Annotated in this window: 20 protein-coding genes; 7 read left to right on the top strand and 13 right to left on the bottom strand. The window is 43.8% G+C overall.

Going from position 1 to position 22,623, the window contains the following annotated elements; translation table 11 throughout:
• Window positions 1–53: 53 nt before the first annotated feature.
• The gene (locus tag BMX50_RS06865) at window positions 54–623 is read right to left on the bottom strand and encodes an RNA polymerase sigma factor (protein ID WP_091209505.1); all 570 of its coding nucleotides are present in this window, start codon (window positions 621–623) and stop codon (window positions 54–56) included.
• A 391-nt stretch (window positions 624–1,014) separates the two neighbouring features.
• Here BMX50_RS06865 and BMX50_RS06860 point away from each other — a divergent pair, with 391 nt between their 5' ends.
• The 3 genes from BMX50_RS06860 (at window position 1,015) to BMX50_RS06850 (ending at window position 3,156) form a co-directional block, all read left to right on the top strand.
• Complete coding sequence (locus BMX50_RS06860; RefSeq protein ID WP_091209503.1) at window positions 1,015–1,308, top strand: helix-turn-helix domain-containing protein; 294 nt, start codon at window positions 1,015–1,017, stop codon at window positions 1,306–1,308.
• A gap of 218 nt (window positions 1,309–1,526) precedes the next feature.
• A complete protein-coding gene (locus BMX50_RS06855) occupies window positions 1,527–1,967 on the top strand; it encodes a hypothetical protein (RefSeq protein WP_091209501.1) in 441 nt (146 codons plus the stop codon).
• A 313-nt stretch (window positions 1,968–2,280) separates the two neighbouring features.
• Window positions 2,281–3,156, top strand: a complete 876-nt coding sequence (locus BMX50_RS06850) for a hypothetical protein (protein ID WP_167667834.1) — start codon at window positions 2,281–2,283, stop codon at window positions 3,154–3,156.
• Here the strand turns inward: BMX50_RS06850 and BMX50_RS06845 are convergent.
• Both BMX50_RS06845 and BMX50_RS06840 read right to left on the bottom strand, forming a co-directional pair.
• Window positions 3,153–4,094 carry a phage exclusion protein Lit family protein gene (locus tag BMX50_RS06845; RefSeq protein ID WP_167667833.1) on the bottom strand — a complete coding sequence of 314 codons (942 nt, stop codon included), beginning with the start codon at window positions 4,092–4,094 and terminating at the stop codon, window positions 3,153–3,155. The genes BMX50_RS06850 and BMX50_RS06845 overlap by 4 nt on opposite strands.
• 30 nt (window positions 4,095–4,124) lie before the next feature.
• Window positions 4,125–5,003 (bottom strand): hypothetical protein, encoded by an 879-nt coding sequence (locus BMX50_RS06840; protein ID WP_091209495.1) that lies wholly within the window; start codon window positions 5,001–5,003, stop codon window positions 4,125–4,127.
• Between the two features lie 108 nt (window positions 5,004–5,111).
• On the opposite strand from BMX50_RS06840, the gene BMX50_RS06835 reads away from it, so the two are divergent.
• Window positions 5,112–6,443: an ATP-binding protein gene (locus BMX50_RS06835; RefSeq protein WP_091210338.1), complete on the top strand. Its 1,332-nt coding sequence runs from the start codon at window positions 5,112–5,114 to the stop codon at window positions 6,441–6,443.
• Between the two features lie 128 nt (window positions 6,444–6,571).
• Window positions 6,572–8,200, top strand: coding sequence for a hypothetical protein (locus tag BMX50_RS06830; RefSeq protein ID WP_091209492.1), 1,629 nt, complete (start codon window positions 6,572–6,574; stop codon window positions 8,198–8,200).
• Here BMX50_RS06830 and BMX50_RS06825 read toward each other — a convergent pair.
• Together BMX50_RS06825 and BMX50_RS06820 are read right to left on the bottom strand one after the other, a co-directional pair.
• Window positions 8,194–9,621, bottom strand: coding sequence for a UvrD-helicase domain-containing protein (locus BMX50_RS06825; RefSeq protein WP_091209490.1), 1,428 nt, complete (start codon window positions 9,619–9,621; stop codon window positions 8,194–8,196). The two genes, BMX50_RS06830 and BMX50_RS06825, sit on opposite strands and share 7 nt — an antisense overlap.
• On the bottom strand, window positions 9,618–11,288 hold the full coding sequence (locus BMX50_RS06820; RefSeq protein ID WP_091209488.1) for an ATP-dependent nuclease: 1,671 nt from the start codon (window positions 11,286–11,288) through the stop codon (window positions 9,618–9,620). Before BMX50_RS06820 ends, BMX50_RS06825 begins: the two co-directional genes overlap by 4 nt.
• A 93-nt stretch (window positions 11,289–11,381) precedes the next feature.
• On the opposite strand from BMX50_RS06820, the gene BMX50_RS34470 reads away from it, so the two are divergent.
• Window positions 11,382–11,723, top strand: a complete 342-nt coding sequence (locus BMX50_RS34470; protein WP_167667832.1) for a hypothetical protein — start codon at window positions 11,382–11,384, stop codon at window positions 11,721–11,723.
• Here BMX50_RS34470 and BMX50_RS06805 read toward each other — a convergent pair.
• The 5 genes from BMX50_RS06805 to BMX50_RS06785 all read right to left on the bottom strand — a co-directional run bounded on the left by BMX50_RS06805 (window position 11,720) and on the right by BMX50_RS06785 (window position 18,013).
• Window positions 11,720–13,513 carry a DUF4365 domain-containing protein gene (locus BMX50_RS06805; protein ID WP_091209484.1) on the bottom strand — a complete coding sequence of 598 codons (1,794 nt, stop codon included), beginning with the start codon at window positions 13,511–13,513 and terminating at the stop codon, window positions 11,720–11,722. The two genes, BMX50_RS34470 and BMX50_RS06805, sit on opposite strands and share 4 nt — an antisense overlap.
• A gap of 96 nt (window positions 13,514–13,609) precedes the next feature.
• Entirely contained in the window at window positions 13,610–15,526 is a 1,917-nt protein-coding gene (locus BMX50_RS06800; RefSeq protein WP_091209482.1) for a hypothetical protein, read from the bottom strand.
• A 38-nt stretch (window positions 15,527–15,564) separates the two neighbouring features.
• Entirely contained in the window at window positions 15,565–16,347 is a 783-nt protein-coding gene (locus BMX50_RS06795) for a Cthe_2314 family HEPN domain-containing protein (protein ID WP_091209480.1), read from the bottom strand.
• A gap of 411 nt (window positions 16,348–16,758) precedes the next feature.
• Window positions 16,759–17,826 (bottom strand): hypothetical protein, encoded by a 1,068-nt coding sequence (locus tag BMX50_RS06790; protein WP_091209478.1) that lies wholly within the window; start codon window positions 17,824–17,826, stop codon window positions 16,759–16,761.
• Window positions 17,813–18,013, bottom strand: coding sequence for an Arm DNA-binding domain-containing protein (locus tag BMX50_RS06785; protein ID WP_091209476.1), 201 nt, complete (start codon window positions 18,011–18,013; stop codon window positions 17,813–17,815). Before BMX50_RS06785 ends, BMX50_RS06790 begins: the two co-directional genes overlap by 14 nt.
• A gap of 894 nt (window positions 18,014–18,907) precedes the next feature.
• Between BMX50_RS06785 and BMX50_RS35185 the strand changes: the two genes are divergently transcribed.
• Entirely contained in the window at window positions 18,908–19,027 is a 120-nt protein-coding gene (locus BMX50_RS35185) for a hypothetical protein (RefSeq protein WP_394332298.1), read from the top strand.
• Window positions 19,028–19,160: 133 nt separating this feature from the next.
• On the opposite strand, the gene BMX50_RS06775 is transcribed toward BMX50_RS35185, so the two are convergent.
• From BMX50_RS06775 to BMX50_RS06765, 3 genes are read right to left on the bottom strand one after another with little or no spacing between them, the layout of a single operon-like run.
• On the bottom strand, window positions 19,161–20,129 hold the full coding sequence (locus BMX50_RS06775) for an ABC transporter permease (RefSeq protein WP_091209471.1): 969 nt from the start codon (window positions 20,127–20,129) through the stop codon (window positions 19,161–19,163).
• Window positions 20,110–21,090: an ABC transporter ATP-binding protein gene (locus BMX50_RS06770; protein ID WP_091209469.1), complete on the bottom strand. Its 981-nt coding sequence runs from the start codon at window positions 21,088–21,090 to the stop codon at window positions 20,110–20,112. Before BMX50_RS06770 ends, BMX50_RS06775 begins: the two co-directional genes overlap by 20 nt.
• Window positions 21,091–21,113: 23 nt before the next feature.
• Window positions 21,114–21,824 (bottom strand): COG1470 family protein, encoded by a 711-nt coding sequence (locus tag BMX50_RS06765; RefSeq protein ID WP_244280882.1) that lies wholly within the window; start codon window positions 21,822–21,824, stop codon window positions 21,114–21,116.
• Window positions 21,825–22,623: the final 799 nt, after the last annotated feature.

Raw genomic sequence — 22,623 nt, 5'->3', positions numbered from 1 at the left:
GTCTTCTTGATAGGGTCTTTTTTGGTGCTTAATTGGGGCGTTAACGCCGCCCTTCATACAAGAAGGGAAAATAACGAGCCTAATTTAGTACGCAGTACTCTCACTGCTTTGTTCACTTGCTTCGATACATTATTTTCTGTTGTATCCAGCTGATCCGCAATTTCTTTGTAAGAAAGTTGTTCTTTGCGGCTCAGTTCAAAGATCACGCGCATTTTCGGCGGCAGCTCCGCGATCTGCTTATCGATATAGGCCTGGAAGTCCCTTTCACGGGTTTGATGGTCGGTCGGATGGATAGGGTTTTTACTATAAAATGCCTGCAGGGAATCAATATGTTTTTGCGCTACCTGCTCATGAGCAAAAAGGTCGAAGATTTTATTGCGGGCGGAAGTGAATAAGTAGGCTGCTAAATCCTTTATTTCCGAAGATTTCTCCCGCTTGAACCAGAGGTAGGTGAATACATCCTGGGCTACGTCCTTCGCTTGCTCGCTATCCTGAATTTTTTTGAAAGCATGGACATAGATCAGGTGAAAGTAACGGTGGTAAATTTCGGAATAGGCGTTGTGGTCGTCTTGCCCGAGCAGTCGGAGTAATTCATTATCGGTAAGTGAACTGAGGCCCGCCATGTGCTAACATTTAAAAATGAAAGCCTCTGTCAGCGGGTTAAAGCAAATAAGGCCGGAACCCACCTGTCATGTCGCGAGGCTCTGGTAAGCCGTCCTCATTCGAGGATGTACACATGACATAAGCGAGCTCCGGCCCTATTGATATAGGGTTACGGAACTACACTTACCATCGCGTACTTAATTTACCAGATTTCGCGGCGAGGCTCGTTAGCAGCTCTTATTCTTTACAACTAAGAAGCTGCAATAATAAATAATATAAAATTCAGTATGGACTTCGACCTACTTAAATAGCGTAAGAAAATTAATTCATACCAAATCAAACTTAACTATAAGTGCAGATTATTCCAAATTTGGAATAATAAAAGATGGCATTTTGCACTCCCTTTGCTTAATGCCTCCACAATATATAGACAGAGATTCCCTTAGTAAAGTCAGGGAAAAATTGTGGGCTGCCTCTCAAAACAAAGGAATAACATTAGAAGATATCCAAGACCGAACAAACTTTAGCTATAGTCAGGTATATAGAATAGTACGTGGAAAAAATAATATTTCCGTAAGTCATGTAATGGAAGTTTGCAGAGCCCTCGAATTACAACCATCGCAAGTTTTCAATTTTGATATTGAGATTCCGAAGTTCTCGCCACTAAGAAAAGATCTCAAAGGGAATAGCTCAAAAAAGAAATAATCGGGCGTTGCCGTTGGCCAGGCTCTTGTTGCAAGTCCTCGTTTTACTCCGGGCTTTTCTCGCCGATCCTTAACGCGGAATTAATGGAAATTAGCTTGCTTTTTAAGCTGATTTCCAGATAATCGAGCTGTTTTCATAGGTGCCTTCCAGGTCTTTCATAATATACTTTCGAATTGCCGGTCTTTTCTGGATATTTGTTTAAAGCCAAAAGCCGCGCCATGGGAATCTTGTCTTTTATTCTCCGTTTCATAAAATTAAGGCCATCCTGGAAAGGCACGCCTGAAATGTTTTTGGCCATGGCGATGGATATGCAGGCCCGGAATAATCCGGTGTATTCGGTACATGAAGTGATTCAGTGGGGTGAGGTGCTGCAAAAAGTCATCAATGTAAAGCTATCACCTTATAAAGACTTTCCTGATCTGCTACAGCGAGGTACACCCGACTATTCGATGGTCGAAAAGGTGAATGGCAAGATGAACGAACTGCATCAGCGGCAGGAATTGAAAAAAGCGATCTATGGGGACAAAGCCAATTTAGGTGATGATGATATCACGACCAGCAATAGCGAGGGTGCGGTGTTTGCACGAAAAATGATTAAAGACTTGTCTAATTATGTAGATTTTCCGGAAGATCAAGGAGATGAGCTTGGTAAACTATGATATTTCATTAGCATTTTAAGCTAAAGATAAATTAAATTCTCCCCCTAAACAGTTATCTGAGTATGAAGTAAGATAATAAATAGTTATCCGTTATTAATTACCGAATGACATTCAAGTTTCTAATCATTTTACTATTGAGTCATAAAACACTTGGAATGGCATGCGAGAGGTTCTCGGTTCGACTCCAATATTCTCTACCATTGATAGTCAAGTCTTTACGACAAAACTTAAGGCCCATTTTTCAGGTAACACGCAGATAACATAAGAAATGGTTTAACATGGTTATATTTATCATGTGATACGGTCTCCTCAAATGGCAAACAGACAACCATCACGCTGCGCTTCTTTACTTTTTGGTGTATCATTTCTATGTTTATTTTTCCATATTCGTTTCGTTCCTATGAAAAAAGAAATTATCAAAGAGACTGGCATTTCCGCTGTTCGTTCAATTTTCGGCGCTGTCCCTTTTGCCGGTGGCGTACTTAATGAAATATTTTTTGATTTCAGAAGCCGAGTAAAGCAGAACCGAATTAACGCGTTTGCAGAAATGCTGGCCGATTTCTTTGTGGAACATGCAGAAATTGACACCGAGAGTTTGAAAACGGAAGAGTTTAGTGACATATTCGAGTCCGTTGTACGGAGAGTTATGCTAACCAAATCTAAAGAGAAACATGTACGTTACCGGGATATATTGATCCAGCACGTTTTTGAGCCCCATAAAAGTGTCGAAAATGCGGAAACGTATTTAGATCTGATCGCAACTCTTGACGAGATGGCGATCCGGATACTGGCTGTACACGGTCAATTTTCAATAGATTATGCCAGGCTTGAGTTAGAATTAATGAAAACTGAGGGGAACGCCAGAAAGGAACAAAATAATATTGAAAAATTGAAGCAGAGTTATCCCATCAAAGAAGATAAATTAAAGATTTATGAGCAGGCTAAAAGTAAATTTGATAGCGAGGCAGAAGTAATCCGACAGGAGATCACCGACAGGCAGGCGTTCCGTAAGGCTGAGTATTTCGAAATAAGTGATTCGGAATTTTTATATTATAAGCAAACATTGTACTCAAAGGGTCTTTTGATTGACAAAGGATTCGGCACTTTTGGCGGCAGTACACCATTTTTGAGAATGTGGGTCACTGATTTCGGCCAACAATTTTTAAACTTTATCACCGACCAAGGCTAATTCTTAAACTGCGTAATTAACGCAAAAAGATATTTTTCGAGACTTCCAAAATCTGCAAACTTAGTATCGGCTGGATTTTCAGGGACAACACGTTTACCACTGAGCTGCAGGAATAATTGCAAACCAACCGAAAGATGCGCTTGAAATTGGATTTGATCAGCCTCGCGGTTTAATTTCACATGTTTGATTACTGAGCGCAGCCGGCTATCTAAGTCCGGATGTTTGGCGTCCCCGCGCGTGTCCGCTTCCCGAAGTAAATAGAAATTCGATAAATGGGCCAACGCAGCGCCAAGGTATTTGATCAGCAATACATCATCCAGCGTAGAATTGGCGATCAAACGCAGCAATGCAAATTCGTCAGCTTCTTTTTCCGCGTCATGAACACGCTTAACATTATTTTTAGACAGTTTGCTTCCTGGTACCAGCACATCCACCAGGCAAGTGTGAAGCAGCAAATGCCCAATTTCATGGAAAAGAATATACGCCACACAAGCCTGAAACAAATTGGTGGCTGCATCGGTCCATTGATCCGGTCTGTCCGGTCTTGCAGCCTCATCCGGCCAGTGAGTTGCTTTTTCAGTAAGGGAACGGGCCCAAAACAACGTTAGGTTAACCTTTGAAAGTTCGTTGCGATCGCTGAAGGTAACAATATCCCGGTCTTGCATTGCTTTTTCATAATACATATTATTGAAGGCAACGGTAGCATAGCTGCAACACCACAGGAAGGACAAATAGACATCCTGTAAAATAATTTCTTTGGTGATCAAGTTGGCGACCGGGGGTATCAACCGGCCGGGAATGTCATCAGAGATAATCCGGATTTTTGATGTGAGAATCGCTTTTTGAATAACGGGAGATAAGCCATCAGTTATATGACCCATTAATCTCTGAAGGTCAGGCTTTAATAAAGACACAGGGTTGAACCATTCTTTTTCCATGATCGGCATCGGTTGAGCAAGTAGGAGTTACTATTCAATTCGGTAAATTGCTCCGCGCTGCACATTGCCACCGATCACAATCCTGAATTTGGGGTTAAATACGGGTATTGTTTTATTACCAGGACGCTTTCTTTTTTCTTCAGCAGCGCTTTCTTTGATTGCGTCGCTGTAGGGTTGTTCTATGAAGCCAATTTGACCGAGGCGAGTCATCTCTCTCCAATCTTTACTCTCCATTACGGATGACTCCGGGTAATAGTTTAAATTGGTTAGATCTGTGGCGGGAAAGAAATCATCAAATGGCTCACTGTTTTTCAAAAGAGCGCAGATCAAAATATGTAGCGGGTGCGCAGGCCCGGGGTGCAATGAGTTAAAACTTGGAACGGACATCTTTCTTCCCTGGCGTTCCCTTTCGGCGCGCATACCAAAAATTTCGTCCGCTGAAATGTGCGTCAGCCCATAATTTTCAATTTCCGGAAGCGCAAGGCATTCCGGGCTCATTTTCCAATCAGGAAGAAAGTTATACAGCAAGTATTGCGCAATACCGCCTTTACGGCGCGCATAATCCCTCACAAGATCAATTTGTGCTATGCCGCGCACCTGATGCCAAAAAGATTGATAATTGCCTGTACGGTATGTTATTTTGGCCTGACAGGCAAGCAAGATATATCCGCGGTTAGTGTTGATCAGAATTTCCAGATCGCTGCCATTCCTGTACTCCTCTATTGACTCAAATATCCTCACGGCTACAGTTTTTTCCCAAAAGGCCCTATAGAACTGGTAAATGAGTTCTTCAGTTACGGTCGTTTCGCTAATGCGGATATTCATTTCCCTGGAAAATGCAATACGGTTCCATATGTAACGACTTTGCTCTGCAAAAAAGGCACAGGGATCAGAATGTTCGGCGCTCATGGATTTATAATATTCAAGAAAGATACGTATTTAGCTGCACTCCGAAACCCATTCGGCGCCAGTTTAAGTCTCTTATTGGTTATATTTGTATTGCCAATTACGAATCAAATGCCTGAACAACAGAATATAGAGTATAAGCAGTCGTGGAGGGATGAATACCTCAAGTGGATTTGCGGGTTTGCGAACGCGCAGGGTGGTAAAATATATATTGGTATTGATGATAAAGGTAATGTATCAGGACTTGCTGACTATAAAAAATTGATGGAAGATATTCCTAACAAAGTAGTTAGCCATTTGGGGTTAGTCGTGGATATTAACCTTCATGAAGACAAAGGTCAATATTACATCGAAATCGTCGTACCGCCAAGTCAAGTGCCTATTTCTTTTCAAGGTGTATTTCATTATCGAAGTGGTAGCACGAAACAAGAATTAAAAGGCATTGCGCTTCAAAATTGGCTATTGAAGAAAAATGGCAAACGCTGGGAAGATATACCTGTTCCTTCAGCTACGTTGGATAACCTTGATGAGGGGGCTATTAAAACATTTGTCTCTAAGGCCATCCAAAAAGACCGCATCCCTGCTGCTGCAGAAAGTGAGACCTTGGATACGCTGCTCGAAAACTTAAATTTGAAACAGGAAGGCCATTTGACTAATGCCGCCATTTTACTTTTCGGCAAGAACCCATCAACCGTAAATGCAACCTGTAGTTTTAAGATTGGAAGATTTGGTAAAGAATCCCACGATCTGTTATTTCAGGACATCGTAGAAACCAATCTTTTTGCGATGGCAGACAAAGTGGTAGAGATACTCAAGTCGAAATACCTTATACGCCCTATCGAATATAAAGGACTGGAACGAATTGAGCCTTTGGAGTATCCGGAAGCGGCTTTGAGAGAAGCTATTTTAAATGCGATTATTCATAAGGATTATTCGAGCACATTTACTTTTCTTCATGTTTACGATGACAGGTTGGAATTATGGAACCCTGGCCCTTTACCGGAAGAATTAACCATTGAAAAATTAAAGCGGAGTCATTCTTCTTATCCGCGCAACGTTAACATCGCTAACGTTTTTTTTAAAGCCGGCTATGTGGAATCCTGGGGTCGTGGAACAACTAAAATTATCAGCAGCTGTCTGGAGGCCGGATTGCCTGAACCAGTTATTGAAGAAGATCAGGGAGGCTTTCGTGTTATCTTCCGCAAAGACAACCTCAACAAGGAAGCATTGACCGCACAGGGGCTGAATGCACGACAAGTTACAGCCGTACTATTTGTAAAAGATAAAGGGCAGATTACTAATTCTGAATATCAGCAGTTAAATAGTATCGGTAAATCTGTAGCAGCGGCTGAATTACAGCAGCTGGCTGATCAGAAAATTCTGTCAAGAGTTGGAAATACCGGTCGAAGTACCCGGTATATCATTTACAAAGGAGAAAGCTAAACGTCCGGTAAACGTCCTAAACGTCCAGTAAACATCCGATAAACATCCAATTAAATTAACTTTACTACTTAATAACTATATAAGCTAATAAGGATATCATCAGAAATTAAAAATAATATAAGAGCAGTGTGACAAAAACAACCAACCTAAACCAAGATCCTGATACTTTCCTGCAGCAGCTATTTCGGAAACATGATCGTTATTATTTCGGTAATGAATTAAGGGACAAGCTGGTCAAAACTTTTAAGAAATCCAATGCCGCCGCGCGAAAGATCGTAGAACGCTTTGTCGAAAAGGGCTTTGCACAATCCAGCAGCCCGGTATCTTTCGGTAAGGGGATGTTTGTATATTATCTACCGCATAAGACCGTCACCTTTGATGACATGATCGGTTTGACCCGTGGACGCCGTCCGCCGCTCTTCCGGTTGCTGTCAGCGATTAAAAAATGCGGCGGTGTCTTGTCCTATTACGAGGCTTTAAAAGTAACGAGCAGTCAGCTCGCCCCATCCAATAGCAAAAACCCTACCCTCGATGCTATCATTGAAGAGCTCAATCATTTCGAGCTGATCAGCTTTCATAAGGATGACAACAATGTCAAGTATTTAGTAGCGAATTACGTCGATCAGGCGCAGGTAGAAAGCCTTGTTGCAAAGCACTTCGCATTGATGGTGATTGATGCAATATTTCTTTACGACATCCTGAATAGCTTGGAGAATTTTAACCTGATCGATAACGAGCACGTTATTTACCGGAACAGAAAGACACCCTCACTCGGTGCGATCCACAATAATTTTGTGTGGGATGCTTTTGCCTATACAAAAACCACAGGAATTAACACGACCTATGGTGCCAGGCGTACAAAAAACAACAAACAGGCATTGGTTGTCCTTGACGTGGTGATTGGACGGAGCTATGAATTGTTTGATTTTGATGGTTTTTTCGGAAGGGTTCAAGTATTGCTGAATCACACCCGAAAAGAGCGGAAAATAATTCCGGTTGTCGTATATAAGGAGATTTCACAGGAGGCTCTTAATACAGCCCGGTCGCTGGGTATTCTGACCTACAATATGGCCGCATTCTTCGGAACAAGTATTTACGAAATAATTAACAATACCGCTGAGGTTAAACTCGGCGAATATTCCGGGCTGCCACAGCAAACCGATCCGGTTCAAACGATCAGCCAGACCCTTGACCTGATTGAGTCAACGGGCAACGAACACAACCTTCAGAATTTGATCGGGGATTTTTTTCAATCGCTCATGTATCAATTGTTCCGTCAGCTTTACCCGCTTTGCAGTATAGAGCAGTCCGCTAAACTACCCGCAATGGATGATTACGGTGAGCCGGGCAGATATTATGAATATGACCTGGTTATCTGGTCTACGGATACCAAAGAGATTGTTGTGATCGAACTAAAAGGCAGCATGAAAAACTATACGATCCCCAAGGGGGATTATGAAACCAAGAACACGTTAAAGTGGTTTTTTGGGCGCACCTTACCTTCTTATAAAAAGCATTTTGTAACCGGTTACTACAAAAATTATAAGGTTAAAGCTGCATTTGTGAACTCCGGTAAATTTGATAAAGATGGCCGGGAATACCTCATCGAACTAAATGGCGGTCAACTCAAGCCCAAAAAAATTGATATCGGTTATGACGGGCGTAAACTGATCAGGCTGGTCAATAATGAAGGAATGGAGGTGCTAAAAAACACCCTTGAGCGGTACTACATCAAAGAGCCTGAAAAAGCTCAGTAGGCCGGTGTAAGGACGTTAGAGACATTAAAGATGACCAACTTCCTGGAAGCGCGGGTCAATGCCACATATAGATGCTTCGGGTCGGTGAATTTACCGGCGTTAAGAATGGCTACGGTATCAAACTCAAGACCCTTGGTAAGCAACGTAGTCCCAAAACTTTTTCCCTTTACTTTTCTTCCCATCCGGCGAATAGAATTTCTCACTAATACCATCGCATCATAGACCGAAAGGTCGTCTCCGGCTGCGTTTAGCAAAGATTTAATTAAACATTGCAACACCTCTTTACGGGTACAGGAAACCCCGGGAAGATCGGAAATCATCCGGAGCAGTTTAGCTACCCCCGGAAGGGAAAGCTGCAATGATAACTCCGCTAAAAGACTTTTTATCGGTTCGGCTTTCGCCTTCTCTTCAGGTTTGGTTTTGTTTTTTATGGACTTATCGTTAAACCAATTATCTATCGCCGTCTTATTAAAAAGTTTGTGCGCAATTTCGATCACCACTTTGCTGACGTTTTCGCTTGTCAGGGTGTCAAGGGTCTTTGCCAATCCATAGAAATCTTTATCATCGATCGATTCGATCATCACAAGCCGGTTTTTAAACAGTTTGTTCAACGCGATCCGAGGGTTTACGCTAGTTGTTTCCGGATGCAGGATCAGCAAACTGTCTTCATTTAATAATTGGTTGATCTGTTTGTAATAAGCTGACCTGGTATCGTACAAATCTCTTTCTTCGGCCTGGTGGAAAATGATCGAAGGAAAGTTAGCGAGTGCGATGGGCGATTTTTGTAACAGCAGCGCACGGATCAACTTCAGGTCATCTCCTAATGCAGCATTATTGCCGCGCTGCCAGCGTTGCGGGATTTCAAGCGAAAATGAAACATCCAGGTAACCGTTCATCGTTTCGGCACATTCCATATCCACTAACGTTTGCCCTTTAAAGTTAAAGATCCCCTGCAGATGATCACCGAGAATCCGTGTAGGAAACAGATCAGCCAGAAGTCCGATCAGCGCGTGTTGTTCGGTGCTGCAATCCTGGTACTCATCCACAAATAATCCGGTATAGGTATGGCGTAAAATAGATTGTACCGGTTTCATTTTAAAGAGCTTTTGCGCCCGCCGCAATACCCAGCGATAGAAATTTTCATCCTGCTGGTTTGGTATGGCAGACGGCAGCGAAAATGCAAAAGCATATTTTTGTGCAAAACCGCTGATCGTTTCGATGTGGTAACACTTTGATGATATCTTCGCTTCCCTGATCTTTTCCAGCAGCGAGGCAATGCCGGCGTGTGTATGGGTGAGAATCAACTGCCGGCCTTCACCGCAATGCTGCAAAGCTGTGATAATGGTATGGCTTTTTCCATAACCGGCCGGTGCGATCAACAGGCTTTTTGGCCGCTTTAGAAAATCAGCATAATCGATCATGCGTCAAACCAGTTATTTAAAGCGGTTAACATCGCTTTCAAGCGGCAGTCCGGCATGGACGATAGGTACTTGAAACAAACCCGGCCAACTTCCTCGCCATGATCCATACGTTTGAACCACTCCTTGTTTTTTACACAGGAAGCTTTAGCCAAGGCGGTCCTCAAGTCTTCCGAATCGGTTTCAAGCCATTTTTCGCTTAGCGTTTTCCCAAATTGGGCTGCCACGCTTTGCTTGACACTTTGCTCGTCACTACTGCTCACTTGATACGCCACCAGTTCCCTGACCCCAGCCCAGGGAAGGTCTTTAAATAATTGGGCTTCTATACAATGACCATCTTCCGGGTCGATGATCTCTACACCAGTTGCGCGGAGCGCAGCTTTTTGATTATTGATGTCGGCAACATCCGCGTCACAGAATAAGGCAGTTGGATAGCCTGCCTGACGAAGCCCTGAAGCGTAGCTGATAAGCGTTGTGCCTGATCCGTTAGCAACCCTAATGCCCTTTAATGCCGCACTTAATTCTTTTTTTGCCATGCGCTCGTTATTCAGCGCACGGCATATACCCATTTCTGTTAAACCCTCGCAGACCATCACCCTGCGCGCGAAAAAGGCCTCGGGGTTTTTTCTAACCAGGCCCTGAAGATCTGCCGTAAGCTTGAACAGACCTGTACCACCGCGAACCATTTTATAAAGATCGACCGCAGCCAGTTCCACTAATACGGCGCTGGAATGCGTAGTCAGAAATACCTGGCCCGTATTATTGTGTTTAAGGAAATTAGCCAGGTGCTGCGCCCGATCCGGTTCTAAACCCTGTTCAATCTCATCCACTAAAAGTATCCCGCCGTTATTTGCCAGTTCCATTTGGATGGCTATAGAAATTAAACGTTTTGAGCCTTTACCTTTAAGCCGGAAAGGTATTTTGTCTTCATGCAGGCAAATACGGCCGTCCCGGATGATAATATCTTTCAGGTCAATGGTAGTGGTTGCATTTTCAATATCAATCCCCAGTTTTTGTGCCGAGGTTTTGATCCGTTTCTCTACCATCTCCAGATGCGTAAAATCGCTTTCATCGATTCTCGCTTTGGCTTCGCGAAACGCGTCAATAAAAATGTCTTTCTTTTCCCGCTCCATTTCATCCTGTTTCAGCAATGCATATAAGGGGTTGCCTTTGTTCCAGGAAAAATGACGGTCAAGATATTCAGAAACCAGGTAAACATTTAAAGCCGCCCGGTCCGCGCTCCTGATCTCCATGTTGTCATGCCGGCCGTCAATAATATACCATTTGGGTTCCAGATCTTTTTCAACAAACAACCTGATCGTCAAAGCCGGAATATGATGATCGTCGATTTCGTCATGAATTGCGCCCGTCGATTTATCCAGTCCCCTGATGTAAAGCCCGTATTTGGTTTCCTTTAACAAGCTTGAAGGGATGTCATAAAGTGAAGCCTCTATAATGAGTGGTTCGTTTACGTTGGTCTCGTGAAAATCAGTATCATAAAATGACAAATTCCAACTGGGTGACAGCACCAGGGAAATCGCATCCAGTATCGTGGTTTTACCCGAGTCTCCGCGTCCTATCAGACAGACAAAATTGCTGAAGCCAAAGACATAATGAAAAGATTTAATGCCTCGGAAATTGGTAATTGAAAGCGTGTGGATTTTGGCCATCAGATCAGGTTTAGAACAAATATAAAGCAAATATAGCCTATAAAACCCTGTGCATCAAAAGCATAAAAAAAGCCCTTTCGGGCTTGATATATAATGAACTCTGTCGAGTGTTTATTTCAGGCGGGATACGAACCCGCACGCTTAAAAAAGCACAGGCTTGGCAAGCCTGCGTGTCTGCCAATTTCACCACTGGATCATGTATTTACAATCAAAATGTATGCCAATTATGCCTTTGTTTTTTTGATCACCAGGTGTGCTTTCGCCGGACTTAGGCAAATACTCGGTTATGCGGAAAATGCGGAAAAAATTTACAAGGAAGAAATTGAATTGGTGATCGCGGACGCAAATAAAGGTTTTGAAAATGAGCTGGAAACGATCAGCTACATTTTTAATCAGGTGAAGTTGCCGATCAGCTACTTAAAGATCGACTATTAGTCTGCCGGGTAAGGCAGCGGCAACAATTCAGTTAAAGTCCATTTTGGTTTACGTTTGAGTACCTCATTCATTTCAGCGCTTACGTCGCAATAAAGATGTTCAGTGATGCCGCTGTTCATCGCTACCCGGTCGACAGCCGCCCTTCGCTGGGCCAGATCCATCATAAATTTGTGGTGTCTCATATCGCCCTGCCGCATCTGCTCAAAGGATTTGCACAATATATTCAAGTCATAGGTATCAATCAGTTTTTCCATTTCTGCTGCGCATTTGTCCATTCCGTCCTGATCCCTCAAAAAGTGAAAAATTTCATAGCGCGAACGCAGACAATTGAATTGATTTTCCCGATGTTGCAACCGGTCGTAATTCTCGGCGACTTTCTCCAGCGCTATAAGAAGCTCATGTAAAGATGCGTGGTCATCTGCAGAAACTACCGCCCTGAAACCTTGCAGTTCTTTAACCCAATTGTTAAACGCATGATAGTGATAGGCTTTACGGAATTGCCATTCGATTTGCTCCATGGCCAAATTACTGATGGCTAAAAAGTTCTGATGTTTCAGCGCGTAGTCATGCAGTTCCTTTAACTGCCCTAAAAACTGCTGATTAAAATTGGCCCAGTCAGACGTTAGCGCATCGCGGTAAACATCTACTTTCCGGCCCAGTGTCGTCAACGCATTTTTGGATAACTCATGCAATAGCAAGCTCGCTTCCATGTTTAATATTTTGGCATAAGCCACCACGCGTATTTCATGGAATTCGGGATGCTTGGCAACGACACGAAGCGCCTCCTCATAAAACACCTTAATCCGCCGGCCCTGGTCAGGTTCTTTGCTTTCAAAAAATTGATTGGTCAGGTTTTCGAGTTGTAAAAATGTTCCTGCATGCTCGTTGGACACCAGTCGCGCCTTTTCCTGCCGGAACGCCGCCTCATCTACCAATCCCAGCAAGTATTTGGCCTGCAGCATTGTGTAGGACAACATATTGCTGTCTTCCGGATGCAAACTGTCAATTTCCTTAACCGCCAGTTTTAATAATTCAATCGCCTTAAACAGACTGGCCTGATGATAATAAGCGATGCCGCAGATCATATTGAACCTGGCAGAGGCATTGATCCTAGGATGCGTTCGCTGTTCAATTTCAACTACCTGGTAAAAACGATGCTGGTTAAGTAATTCGATCCCGAACTGTTCGATAAATGCGATATTTTGTTCAACACTATAAACATCCTGTTTTTCATCAATGACCAAACCCCTGGGCCGCGGTTCATTTTTAGCACCCGATCGCAAATGAACGTTCAGCTTTTTCAACAAAGTCCCGCTCTCGAACGTGTCCTTGTAGATCGCATCCAATTGAGAGTGGTCTAACGATTGCCTGAATTTGACCTTGTAGGTTTTGGGTAACTGATCGGGCCGGTATTTTTGCTGCAACTCCCGATAAACTTCAGCGGCCGAAATGACATAAAACCAGTCAGACGGATAGTCATACAAAATATAATAACTCGGAAGGCCAAAGTTGAGGAGATAATTTAGATTGCTGATTTCAATCGGGTAAGAGATCGAACCGTCCTTTTGTTTCTTAACCGATTCCGTAGACTTCAGTTGCACCGCAAAACGGAAATTGGTGTTCACTTCGTCATGCTTGATCTCACCAATGATATCGATACCCTTATCCCGCAGATTTTCCGGTCGCAATTCAAATAGCGACGGATCAAATAGCAGGACGAGTTTATTGCGCGAAATTGTCTCTAAAGTTTCCTGACGGCTGGACTTTGGCAATTGCGGATTTCGGTTCATTCATTAAATTTACTAATCTTTTGGGTTTTAAGGATCAGCGGGCCAGTAAATCCGTCGATTTATCATCGGGAGCACGGGCGCTTTTAATGCCTAAATCTAATTGGCGTGATTCATTTTTAGCATCAGATCATCCCTAAGTTTAATCAAGAGCACGATCAGTGTCCTTAAAAAATACAGATAATCGAGTTGCTGTTGTTCCGGTTCTCTGTCATGCGAACCATGCAGGTATTTATTCCGCAAATCTTTACCGTTGCTGAACTCGCGCATATTGAGGTAATAGTTAAGGTAGCTCACCTCCTCAGTCGTCAATAAGCGGTCTGAAACCTTTAAGAAACCTTCATCAACCAGTCGATCCAATGTGCCCCGGAAAACCTCTGAAATATGCCAATAGCTAATACAGCCATTGATGCGCAATTTTCCGGCAATAAAGACCATCATCGGGTCAACTATTTCGATCTTACCGTCCTCGTCTGTCCGCAGGAAACCATCTGTAATCATTTGTTGAAGATAAGGCAGTTGATAGTCCTCGAAATCTGCAATCGTAACATGCTGGTTAACCAAGCGGTAAAAAACCGTTTGCCGGTTCTCCATATCATCTTGCCGATCAGCCAGAATGCTGGTCGGGTCAAAAAACCAATGCTGCAGCAAACGTATCGTATCATGCGAAGCGTAGATATATTTTTTAGCGACGGAGCTCGGCAATTCACTGAAATGAAGTTGCCCCGAGTCCATTCTGAGCAACTCGTGGTCAATGGCACTATCTGAAATAAAGTTCTTGAACTGCCGCAGTAAATAGTCCATTTCCGGTGCAATCAACCTGATTTTTTCTGCAGGCTCCAGACCAGGCGCAGGCATCCGGAAAACAAGGCCTGCCATGCTCGTTTGATCTTTAAAGAAAGTGTGGACAAAACTTTCGATAAGGGCCTCAATGGAGCGGCCGCTATGCTTTAAGTAATGACTAAACACCCCAAGCTGCGCCAGCGAAAGCATATTTTTACGTTCAAATAAGATCCCCTTTTGGTACTGGTTTTTAGCCTGCATAAAGATCTTTTCCAGCGTGTCCATTTCAGAATCTTTGTTGACCAGGCTGATCAGGCCTTCATCATCGGTATACAGAAAAAGATCGCTGAATACACCGAAAAGCTGCTGCTCAGTTTGCAGTTTATTCAGGTAAGCGGCACCATAAACAGCAATCGTGTCGCCATTCTTATCCTTTTCGAAAATTACCGGCTCGGTCTGTTTTTCAGAGAGGCTTGCAGCAACGCCCATCCTTATAGAGTTATCGTCTGTAAGAACTTCGGACGTTATACTCGCGGCGACCCGCTTTGCCTTTAGCCGTACTTTAGGCGACAGTTTGATTGTCCGCGCGCTCTTCGCCAGCTCAATATAATTAAGGTTCGGCTCTGCCGATCCTAGATAAGCTTCAATGATCGCTTCCCTGTCTGCATCGGAAAGGCTTTTAGGAAAGTTATAAGGACTAGGCCGGTCATGTTTTTGTTCGTAATGACTCAGCAGCAGCTCTGCGCTTTCCTCATAGGTCAGGAGAAAAGCCCGCAATTCCAGATTATAGAAATCCACGAGTTTTTCTATGCTCAGTATATCGCGGATATGAATCGGATTAGCGGCTAATATTGCTGTGAAAACCGACCGGTCATGTTTCTTATATAACTCGAAATACCGGTAAAGCTGCCAGAAATTTTCCCGGTTGTCAAAGCTCAGTTGGCCGACTTCCGCAAGCACATCGACCGCGGTCAAGCCCAGGAAGAATTTCCGTAAGGCAACAAATGCTTCTTTGACCACAAGCTTATAGGCAGCAATCTGTTGCTCCGTCCAGTAAGAAAGATATAAGCCGTGTTCAAAGTACTGGTGGATATGATGGAATTCCAGCAGGCCGTTTAAGTCCAGCGCCGAAAAATCCATAGTTTGATTCAGCAAGCGTTCGGCCTTGCCCAGCATATGCGGTCCGATCGCATCACTTTTTGAAAAAAAAACAACCTGGTCAAGTCGGCTCATAGATAAAAATTAAAGTGAAAATACTAAAGTCTGTTTAACTATGGTTTGGCATTGCCAACCGGTTTTCGCTGATAATGCTCATCGACCAGGACCCCCATTTGATCGAAAAACGGCTTTGCGAGATAAAGATAGATCATTTTAAGCACCTGGTCCGAGGCGAGGGGATAGGCTTTTGTTTGCGCCGTAAATTTTTCGATCAGTTCCCGCTGAACCTCGATCATCGCTTTTTCATACCGGAATTCTTCTGCAATCGTTTTAGGTTTTATTCCCCACGTGTAATGGGCGTTGAGCAGGGCCAGGTCCTGATGCTGTACCGTACCGCTATGGGCCAGGTGGTTCCGGTAGGGTTTGACATGGTCATTCAACTGGTTCATATGCCCCCAGATCACCTCGAACTGTCCGTAGGTCGGGTCAAGGTTTTTAAGCAGCTTCGATTCCAGGCCCAGGCCTTTTTTATGACCTAGCCGCATGACCGTGTTAATCAGCGTCAGCGTCAGGTCTTTGAGTTTGGTCGTCCGCAGTAAATAATTTTCATAATGATAGCGAATCAGTTCTGCCGCATTAACTTCTTTTTTCAGCGGTTGGTCGCTGGGCATAAAAGCTGCTATGAGCGTTTCGGCCAACTTGATATCGTCCAGGTTCTGGTTGATCTCGGAAATAATATGGTTTGTTTTCCATAAGTAGCCGCCGAGTGGCGTGGCTATAAAACGGTTCAGCTTTTCGCCTTTTAACTCCACGCAAAATTCCGAAAACATACAGGCAACAGCTTCTATAAATTGCGTGTCCGCAGCTTTCATTGCGGCAAATTCTTCATTAGTCATACCCAAAATTAGTTGCTCAATGCGCAGCCTATCTGCGCAGCAAAAAAAACATTACTTAGAGAGGAGTTGAATTTCCAGACATTGAACCCAATGCGGTTCCCTAAAAAAAGTAAAGCCATGAAATTAGTGATTCCAAGGTCAACAAAAGCGGACACAATTTTTGCGTGCCCCGGCAATATAGGATTGCTGACAATCCCATCTTGCGGGCCGCGGTCGATGGCCGGGCGGGACTAAAATACTGCGGAGTTGGGTTTTTATCACTGATAAACTAAGTAGCGCAGCTATAAAAATAAAGGGCGGCTGGAACTAAACAAAGGATAACTGAACATTATCTAAACATAATTGGGTCCCGATAAGATACTTAAAAGGATAGACGAAATCTATCCTTTTAAATGTACGTACAGTCTTTATTTAAACCGTCATTTTACGCTTTCTTGACTGCTGCTTTTTTTCAGGCAGGCCCTCCTTTTGCTGCCGGTTGTTCTTTTGGGATTGGGTGTTCTTTTGAGACGGCTGCAACAATTCTTCTCGTTTGATGCGTTTCATCTGGTGATCATAAAGGTCGATGGTTTTGAATTGCGGGCTGGCGGTCACAAAGTATTTCACTTCTTCCTTACCACGGGTAACGGTGATCTGCTGGGCATTGCCTTTGTGTAAGGATCTAAGCAGGCTTTCCTTGCTTTCCGCGTTCTCCATTTCTTTGATGCCCTTACCGGTCAGGACCTGCTCGAGGTTGAATCCGTAATTTTCATTGAACCTTTTGATCTCTTTGTTGCCGTTTTGAGTCAGGTTATCAGGGTCGAGCTGTAGCCAGGCCTGGTACTTCTCTCCGTCCTTGTTGAACAGCTGTTTGTGCACGGCCCGCCCTTCCATCAGGTTAAAGGCTTCTTTGGCGGTTATACCATTGCCTTTGTTGATGTAAAACGTTTGGTTGATATCCTCACCCTTTGCTTTGGTAATGGTGGCATCATACTTATTGAAAAAGTACATCCCTTCCGATTCTCCGGCTTTAAAATGAAGCTGGTAGTCTATGGGTGTTTGGTTGAATTCGTGTTTTGCCGCCAGCGTAAATTCCGGGGTTTTCTTACCGATCTGCTGTTCCAGTTCTTTGTTGACCTTCTCGCCGAAGCCAAGGTTCAGCAGGCTTTTTTTCAGGAAATCTAAATTTTGCGTGTTCATATGATTTGCTTTTAGTAAATGAATATATTGTTCTGTTTCTTTCAGGTTCAGGGGCCTAAATGGGTCTTGCCCGTCAGGTGCGGAAAGTTTTAACTGCAGCAGCTCCAGCGCTGTTTTGGCAGGTACGTCGGCTTGCAGGTATTGAAATACCTGTCGGTTTTCTTTGCCCGGCACGTCGAGTGAGGCATCGATACAGTAAAGCTGGTAGCCGTGCGGGTCATCCAGCTGATAGCTCAGAGTGAACGCTGCGCCATCCTGTTTGGAATAGATATCATGGAGTTGATGGTCACCAAGCACCATCCTGACCACTGCCTTTTAAATAACCGCTTTCCGCGTCCCACTTTTTAGGATCGACCTTGCGTCCAAGTGAAATTTCTGTCCGTTTGCTGAGATAGGTAATACGCGCATAAAGCGGAACCAACCCCTGGGAGTCTGTTTTTCTTTTGTCAGTCCAGATCAGGACTGAAAATTTTTGTGCATTTTTCATTTGAATGAATTTTAAAACCTGATAAATAACCTGGTCACGAAAACTCGCTTTTCGTGACTAATTTTCACTTATTCAAGTGCTTTAAAATCAATCAATTAACCCCTTATTCGGTGACCTTTTTTGTAATGTCAAATTAGGTCACCGAGTTAGTCACCAAAACCGTATTTTTCGGCGTTTATTCCGGCTCCCGAACCCTGCGGATCATAATTTCCGCAGGGTTCTGAGATGGTCTGATATCCCCTCTGATTAAGGTCGTTTTTAAACCAGAAACTTGCGTTAAAATGAGGTGTTTTGAGGCCAAATTTTATGATTGCAAATAATTGATTTACAATTAGTTAATCATTGATTTGGTGACTAAATTAGGTGTTCTGAACCAGTCACCGAATAGGTCGCTGGCTGAGTCATAAATGCTGAGGTGTTATGCGGTTTTTCGGATATAAAAAAAGCGCTTAGACCAGTAATCTAAGCGCTTTTGATGTGCCTTGCGGCTCTTTTAGCGGAATGGACGGGACCGGTTTTGGCTTACCCATGCGCTACTATATTCCTTATTGTGAAGTAATTATAAAATCTATTATCGCCTTTGTTACCCTCAATGTTACCCTATAACACTGATTCTATTTTAGCGATTTTTGGAAAGAACATTTTCTAATAAGTCAAACTTAAAGAATTAATTTTGAAAAAGCATTGTCGGTTTATTTATAATTGTTTTGCAACTGCTGGCCTTGCCTGGTTACCGTTATCATGGCAGTCTGTTGGCTAAGAAAATGTTTGCAGGCAGCCTGCTTTTTGCGATGGGCCTTCAAAACGCATTGGTTTCCATGGTTTTCGGTTCTTTAGTCCGCTACCCACCTGACAGGCACCGTTACTGACCTCGGTGTCGAGTTCGCGCAGGTATTGCAAAAATCAAACACTGACCGGCCTTTGCTTAAATCGCGCATCAGGCTGCGGCTGGCGATCATTTTTTTCTTTATGTGCGGCCCGTTCGGTGGCGCTTACCTGTTCCGTTCCTGCTAAGTATCAATAAAAACAGACAGGACTGTTCGGTGAAAGCCAACACTGGATCAAAGTACTCATTCCAAACAGGCTAGTCAGGGTCAAATCAAACAGGGTTTACCTGCCCATACTTCTTACATCATTTGCTCTCTCATCAGCTGCGTATCTCACGTCGCATAAAAAAGTAATAAGCAAATGCAAAACACCCTACTGCTGATGCAATTAAACCGCTTACTTGCGGCCATACGATCATGACACTTTCCTTAAACGGCAGCGGAGCCGGTATAGCGCCCGCCATTTGCTCCATGGTTACCGGACCAAGGCTTCGAACGGAGGGCATTAGTAAAGTGGTAACTGCATCTGAGTAAAGCTGGTTCGGAGCGATACGTTGCAGATTCAAGATAAGATCGTTATAACTAATGATCTCGGCTTGGGTAAGGTAAGCCGCATCAGGTAAGAAGGACTTGACAATAAGGTTAATGACAATCTGGTAAAATATCGTAAAGAACAACCAGATCCCGATAGCTGTAAGCGCGGAAGTTGCCGCTTGCTTAAACAAGATGGAAAGCATGATAGATAAACTTAACCAAAAAGCCACATAAGCAATAGTGATCACAATAAACCCCAGTATGCGAAACAATTCCTGCGGTTCCATGCGCACACCAGTCAGTACTAATCCGCCGCCTATCATCAGCAAAGCCAATGCAAAAAACAAGCTGCTGACGATAACCAGGGCGCTTACAAATTTGGCCAGTAGCAAATTATCCCGGTAGATGGGCTGCGCCATCAGGCGGGTTAAGGTACCGCTGTTCTGCTCGGAATTGACCGCATCAAACCCTAAGCTGATACCCAGCAACGGTGCCAGAAAACTCAGGAACACGTGAAATGGTGGGATGGAATTATCGGTTGTCGTTAACAACTTCAGATATAAAAAAAGATGGTCCGGATCTTTTGTATTTCCTATTGCTGATTTAATATTCGCCAGAGATACATACATCGCGGCGATAAAAGTAAGAACAATAAGCGCAATCAGTATACTGAAGCGCCAGCTGCGTATATGATCCGCTATTCCCTTGTGAACCATAACGCCGAAAGGCCCCGGATCAGGAGATTGACTTTTCATAGCTTGTTTTTTTAGTATTATTTGATTCAAAATATTTCTGGTAAATGTCGTCGAGTCCATAATTTTTTTGATTGACACCGATTACGTCATGGCCTTTTTCAACAAGGAAACGAACCAGTGCGGCCGTTATGTCACGCCTGCTGGTAAATTCCAGTTCATTTTCGTGGATGCGAATCCGGGTAATGGCTTCCCATGCCTGGAGTTCCGGCTCCTGCTGCCAGGGTTGTGAAACGGGTTGTGCTAGCCTGATAGAAGTGACATGGCTGTCGGTGCCGAATAACTGGGCAGACAAAGCACCGATATCTCCCTGTGCCAACAATTGTCCGTTTACGAAAATCCCTACGCGGTCGCACACCTGCTGAACATGGTGTAAATGGTGCGATGAGAGTAAAACGGTGAGCCCCTGCTGCCGGCTCAACTGTTTGATGAGCGCCAGGAAATCTCTAACCCCGGTGGGGTCGATGCCGAGTGTCGGCTCATCCAGGATGATGACCTCAGGGTTCTTGATCAGCACATCGGCCAGACCAAGACGTTGTTTCATGCCACGGGAAAAAGCTGAAGTCTTTTTATGTTGGTCTGCGGCAAGGCCCACAACCTCCAGCACTTCGGCAGAACGCTTTTTTAGTTCATTTTCAGGTACGCTGTTCAGTCTGCCGATATACACCAGGTTTTCCAGCGCGGTCATATTATCATAAAAACCGACATTGTCGGGCATATAGCCCACTTTTTTCTTAACTGAGATAGGGTTGCTAGTTGCATTGTGCCCGCAAACAAAAGCGGTACCACTCGTGGGATCGGTAAGCCCGAGCATCATCAATATGGTGGTGGTTTTGCCAGCTCCGTTAGGTCCCAGCAATCCAAAGATCTCACCTTTGTCGATATCAAGATTTAAACCATCTACCGCTTTAACAGCGCCATACTGTTTGGTTAAGCCCTTTAATTGTATAATAGGATCTTTCATTGGTAAAAAATGGATTGGCTATTTTATCTTCTGCCATATTTACGAATGAGATAATAAACGATGCCAATGGCCAACAGGATGACCAAAATACCCATCCAGCCGGAAAGCAAGGACGTTTTGACCGCGAGTCGGAAAGCGATCTGTGAGTTGGTATTGCTATTAGTTGCCGTAAAATTAGCAGCATAGTCCCCGGCAATGGTTTTGTCCGGCACTTTTACGGTCGCTTTAACATCAACGGTTTTCCCAGCCTCCAGTTGTTTGATACTCGCGGGTTCAAAAGTAGATTCCCAGCCGGTAGGCAATTGTGCGGTAACCTGCAGGTCGTTCAACGGCAGCGTACCAGTGTTTTTGACGGTCAGCTGCAACTCTTTTTGGCTGCCCGAGGTTACTTCGTCGCTTAATCTTCCGGTAGGTGTACTTAGTGTCAAACTGTAGGAGCCTTTAACTACGGCTTCCAGATTCAGCGATAGGGTATCGGAACCGGATACGGCCCTGATCGGAACCTTGTATTTTTTCGGGGAGGCGGTAGCCGTGGCATTGATCTCGATGGCGATATCCTGTGTTTTGCCTGCGTCCATGTTTATGGAAGTGACCTGGTTGCCGTCCACCTTGTAGGCAATCGTCCAGCCAAAGGGAATATCGGTTTTAAATTCGTAGATCTTGGCGCTGGCCGAGCCGTTATGGAGCGTCGTGCTGTAACGGAAGATTTCATTGGTTGCGGCCTCGATGTTCATCAGTTTGGCGGTAAAGCCTGATTTGCCAGCCGGCCAGGTGACTGGCTGCTGTTGCGCTTGTGATGCGAAGGCGGATGTTAGAAATAATAAAAGAAATGTCAAGCTGCGCGCTGCGCTGAAACGGGTGATAGTGATTTGGGGTAACATGATCTAACAACTAAAATGGTTAATGATAGCTTTCAAAAAATGCTTTTTTCGATAATTGGTTTAACGTTTAAAAATTGACGGCTCAAAGAAAAACAGCTGTCAAAAAAAATCAAATAGCTTTAACACTTTTTAACAAATTGATATGGGAGTTAAAAACAGAGGGGGTACACTGAAAATTGATTTATTTTTCCCTTTCCAGTATAATCTTTAAGGAAGGGTCGTTACAACGCAAACACAACCAGTCGCGCAGCCAGACCTCTTCTTGTCTGCTGAGTAATGTTTTAAAGCTTACGAGGTATTAATTAGTTTTTATTCAAGGGCTCCTGCTTACAAGTGGCCTTGGGCATTAAGGATCAGCGGCTATTTGTCCGGGTTTTCTTTTAAAATTGCTGCGAGCTCTGCCGGTTCTGCTTTTATTTAAAAACAGCGAATAAAATGCATTCATTTTTAGACGTCATCTGTCGGCCAAGCTTTCCCATTCAATAGGAAGGAGAGCCATACACTCAGCTCAAAAAAGGCTCATTAATCTTTGGGAGAAAATGCACTGAAATTTGGCAAATTGGATAAACCGAACCTGATTGCCCCCAATTGCCAATTTAGATTTTATCACTGTAAAATCTGAAATACAGTTGATTATAGTCATAAGGTAAAT

Source organism: Mucilaginibacter gossypiicola, assembly GCF_900110105.1.
Taxonomy (GTDB): Bacteria; Bacteroidota; Bacteroidia; order Sphingobacteriales; family Sphingobacteriaceae; genus Mucilaginibacter; species Mucilaginibacter gossypiicola.
The sequence above is the reverse complement of the archived record's forward strand: the minus strand, read 5'-3'. Positions and strand labels throughout refer to the sequence as shown.

What these genes read in the sequence shown, in the direction of transcription:
- BMX50_RS06790 (WP_091209478.1), bottom strand. Translation starts at nt 17,826, where the DNA reads ATGGTGCTTGGTGACCATCAACTCCATGATATCTATTCCAAACAGGAT.
- BMX50_RS06845 (WP_167667833.1), bottom strand. Translation starts at nt 4,094, where the DNA reads ATGGAAAAAGAATGGTTCAACCCTGTGTCTTTATTAAAGCCTGACCTT.
- BMX50_RS06795 (WP_091209480.1), bottom strand. Translation starts at nt 16,347, where the DNA reads ATGACTAATGAAGAATTTGCCGCAATGAAAGCTGCGGACACGCAATTT.
- BMX50_RS06775 (WP_091209471.1), bottom strand. Translation starts at nt 20,129, where the DNA reads ATGAAAAGTCAATCTCCTGATCCGGGGCCTTTCGGCGTTATGGTTCAC.
- BMX50_RS06835 (WP_091210338.1), top strand. Translation starts at nt 5,112, where the DNA reads ATGCCTGAACAACAGAATATAGAGTATAAGCAGTCGTGGAGGGATGAA.
- BMX50_RS06820 (WP_091209488.1), bottom strand. Translation starts at nt 11,288, where the DNA reads ATGGCCAAAATCCACACGCTTTCAATTACCAATTTCCGAGGCATTAAA.
- BMX50_RS06860 (WP_091209503.1), top strand. Translation starts at nt 1,015, where the DNA reads ATGCCTCCACAATATATAGACAGAGATTCCCTTAGTAAAGTCAGGGAA.
- BMX50_RS06825 (WP_091209490.1), bottom strand. Translation starts at nt 9,621, where the DNA reads ATGATCGATTATGCTGATTTTCTAAAGCGGCCAAAAAGCCTGTTGATC.
- BMX50_RS06850 (WP_167667834.1), top strand. Translation starts at nt 2,281, where the DNA reads ATGGCAAACAGACAACCATCACGCTGCGCTTCTTTACTTTTTGGTGTA.
- BMX50_RS06800 (WP_091209482.1), bottom strand. Translation starts at nt 15,526, where the DNA reads ATGAGCCGACTTGACCAGGTTGTTTTTTTTTCAAAAAGTGATGCGATC.
- BMX50_RS06785 (WP_091209476.1), bottom strand. Translation starts at nt 18,013, where the DNA reads ATGAAAAATGCACAAAAATTTTCAGTCCTGATCTGGACTGACAAAAGA.
- BMX50_RS06840 (WP_091209495.1), bottom strand. Translation starts at nt 5,003, where the DNA reads ATGAGCGCCGAACATTCTGATCCCTGTGCCTTTTTTGCAGAGCAAAGT.
- BMX50_RS06855 (WP_091209501.1), top strand. Translation starts at nt 1,527, where the DNA reads ATGGGAATCTTGTCTTTTATTCTCCGTTTCATAAAATTAAGGCCATCC.
- BMX50_RS06770 (WP_091209469.1), bottom strand. Translation starts at nt 21,090, where the DNA reads ATGAAAGATCCTATTATACAATTAAAGGGCTTAACCAAACAGTATGGC.
- BMX50_RS06865 (WP_091209505.1), bottom strand. Translation starts at nt 623, where the DNA reads ATGGCGGGCCTCAGTTCACTTACCGATAATGAATTACTCCGACTGCTC.
- BMX50_RS06805 (WP_091209484.1), bottom strand. Translation starts at nt 13,513, where the DNA reads ATGAACCGAAATCCGCAATTGCCAAAGTCCAGCCGTCAGGAAACTTTA.
- BMX50_RS06765 (WP_244280882.1), bottom strand. Translation starts at nt 21,824, where the DNA reads ATGAACATCGAGGCCGCAACCAATGAAATCTTCCGTTACAGCACGACG.
- BMX50_RS34470 (WP_167667832.1), top strand. Translation starts at nt 11,382, where the DNA reads ATGAACTCTGTCGAGTGTTTATTTCAGGCGGGATACGAACCCGCACGC.